The organism is Streptomyces calidiresistens (assembly GCF_014141525.1).
Taxonomy (GTDB): domain Bacteria; phylum Actinomycetota; class Actinomycetes; order Streptomycetales; family Streptomycetaceae; genus Streptomyces; species Streptomyces calidiresistens.
The window spans coordinates 1-2712 of sequence record NZ_VKHS01000732.1 but is presented as its reverse complement, the minus strand read 5'-3'; the positions used below and the strand labels follow the sequence as shown (position 1 = coordinate 2712).

Below are 2712 nucleotides of genomic sequence, written 5' to 3'. Positions count from 1 at the left end.
GAAGGGGGGCCGGGACGGTCGGGGGGCGACGGATCGCCCCCGCGGTGTCCGGGCCGGTGCCGACCGGACCCGGTGGGGTCCCGTCGGGCGGGATCGGGCCGGCGGCTCAGGCAGCCCGACGCGCGGCCATGTACTCGGGCACGGTCACCAGCGGTGGCCGTTCCACGGTGTCCACGGTGTGGTGCCGGGGCGCGAACCCGCCCTCCGGGGAGCGGTCGAACTGGGTGATGCCGGGCCGGATCGGGATGACCCCCGGCGGGACCGGCAGACGGGACTGCGCGGTGCGCAGGATGGCGGCGGCCATCCTGCCCAGGGCCTGCCCGTCCTGGTGCCGGTGACGGCGCACCCCCACGTCGACCTGGGCTATGGCGTCCAGCCCGCACAGGTCCAGGGTGTCCACCAGGGTGCCCAGCTCCACGCCGTAGCCGACGGGGAACGGCAGGCGCTCCAGCAGCGAGCGGCGGGCGGCGTACTCCCCGCCGAGCGGTTGCACGACGCCGGCCAGCTGCGGCCAGTGCAGGTTCAGCAGGGGGCGGGCGACCAGTTCGGTCACCCGACCGCCCTGGCCCGCCCCCGACGCCTCGGCACCCAGCGGCCGGTCGTACATGGCCTTGACCAGGTGCACGTCGGGCTCGGTGAGCAGGGGCCCGATGATGCCGGAGGCGAAGGCGGAGTCGAACTCCTTGAGGTCGGCGTCCACGAAGCAGATGATCTCGCCGCTCGCGGCGAACAACGAACGCCAGAGCACCTCGCCCTTGCCCGGCAGGGCGGGCAACCGGGGCAGGATCTCGTCCCGGTGCACGACCTTGGCCCCGGCCGCGGCGGCCACCTCGGCCGTGCGGTCGGTGGAGCCCGAGTCCATCACCAGCAGTTCGTCGACCAGGGGTGCGTCGATCATGAGGTCGCGGCGGATCGTCTCGACGATCTCGCCGACGGTCGCCTCCTCGTTCAGCGCGGGGAGCACGACGCTGACACTGCCCGCCGGGCCCGCCTTGCGCTTGGCGGCCACCAGCCGTGACAGCGGGCGGTCGGCGGCGGTCCAGGACCGGCGGCTCAGCCACTCCGTTGCCTCTTCCAGCACGATGTCGCTCCTCGGTGTCTCGGGAACTGGACGGACCGAGTCATTGTGCGGGCCGTCGGTTACAGTCTTGAGCGGCGAAGATGACCTCCGCATATCGGGGGCCTCCGCTTGACAATCGCATACAGCTCATCCAGAGGGGCAGAGGGAACGGCCCGTTGAAGCCCCGGCAACCCTCCCGCCGGTCTCGCGATTCCGCTGCGAGGTCCCCGGTGGGGATGGTGCCAATTCCGTCCCGTGGCGAGGGTCGCCGCGGGGAAGATGAGGAGAGAGGGCCTCGCTCCCATGTCCGTGCTTTCCGCACCCACCACCTCCGCTTCCACCGCCTCCGTCGATCTCGGTCCGGCCTCGGCGCTTTCCTGCCGCGAGTGCGGGCAGCGTTACCCGTTGGGTCCGATTTTCGCCTGTGCCGAGTGTTTCGGCCCGCTGGAGATTGCCTACGACCTCCCGACCGGCGACCCGGAGGGGCTGCGCGCCCGCATCGAGGCGGGTCCCGCGAGCATCTGGCGGTACGCGGAGCTGCTGCCCGTCCCGGCGGACGTGGCCACCAAGCCGAACCTGAACCCGGGCTGGACCCCGCTGGTGCGGGCGGACCGGCTGGCGGCCGAGCTGGGCGTGACCGGTGGCCTGTGGGTGAAGGACGACTCCGGCAACCCCACGCACTCCTTCAAGGACCGGGTGGTGGCGAACGCGCTGGAGGCGGCCCGGGCCTTCGGTTTCACCACCCTCTCCTGTTCCTCCACCGGCAACCTGGCGGGTGCGGTCGGCGCCGCGGCGGCCCGGGCCGGTCTGCGCTCGTGCGTGTTCATCCCGCACGACCTGGAGCAGGGCAAGGTCGTGATGGCCGCCGTCTACGGGGGCGATCTGGTCGGCATCGAGGGCAGCTACGACGACGTCAACCGTTTCTGCAGCGAGCTGATCGGCGACCCGGCGGGTGAGGGCTGGGGCTTCGTCAACGTCAATCTGCGCCCGTACTACGCCGAGGGCTCCAAGACCCTGGCGTACGAGATCTGCGAGCAGCTGGGCTGGCGCCTGCCGGACCAGCTGGTGGTGCCGATCGCCTCGGGCTCCCAGCTCACCAAGATCGACAAGGGGCTCCGGGAGCTGATCTCCCTCGGTCTGGTCGAGGACCGGCCCTACCGGATCTTCGGCGCCCAGGCGGAGGGCTGCTCCCCGGTCTCCCGTGCCTTCAAGGACGGCCACGACGTGATCCGGCCGGTGAAGCCGAACACCATCGCCAAGTCGCTGGCGATCGGCAACCCGGCGGACGGCCCGTACGTGCTGGACATCGCCCGCCGCACCGGCGGCGCGGTGGAGGACGTCACCGACGCGCAGGTGGTGGACGCCATCAAGCTGCTGGCCCGCACCGAGGGCATCTTCGCCGAGACGGCCGGCGGCGTGACGGTCGGCGTGACCCGCAAGCTCATCGAGAGCGGGGCGCTGGACCCGACGCTGACCACCGTGGTGCTCAACACCGGTGACGGCCTCAAGACGCTGGACGCGGTGGCGCCGACCACCGGCCCGACCGCGATCATCCGCCCCGACCTGGACGCCTTCCGGGAGGCCGGGCTCGCCTGAGCCCGTCGCCGGGGGCCGGGGTCGTCGGTCGTCCCCCCGCCCCCGGCTCCCCGTCC

General features: G+C 72.4%; 2 protein-coding genes and 1 riboswitch. Of the genes, one reads left to right on the top strand and one right to left on the bottom strand.

The features are described 5' to 3' along the window. Positions 1-106: 106 nt before the first annotated feature. The gene (locus tag FOE67_RS22105; RefSeq protein ID WP_182666597.1) at positions 107-1081 is read right to left on the bottom strand and encodes a glucosyl-3-phosphoglycerate synthase; all 975 of its coding nucleotides are present in this window, start codon (positions 1079-1081) and stop codon (positions 107-109) included. A gap of 123 nt (positions 1082-1204) precedes the next feature. Beyond that, a riboswitch (SAM riboswitch) is annotated at positions 1205-1346 on the top strand. A 17-nt stretch (positions 1347-1363) separates the two neighbouring features. Between FOE67_RS22105 and thrC the strand changes: the two genes are divergently transcribed. After that, positions 1364-2656, top strand: coding sequence for a threonine synthase (thrC, locus tag FOE67_RS22100; protein ID WP_228474161.1), 1293 nt, complete (start codon positions 1364-1366; stop codon positions 2654-2656). The last annotated feature ends 56 nt before the right edge of the window (positions 2657-2712 follow it).

Excerpts from the sequence above, each read along its gene's own strand:
- thrC (WP_228474161.1), top strand. The coding sequence starts at position 1,364 with ATGTCCGTGCTTTCCGCACCCACCACCTCCGCTTCCACCGCCTCCGTC.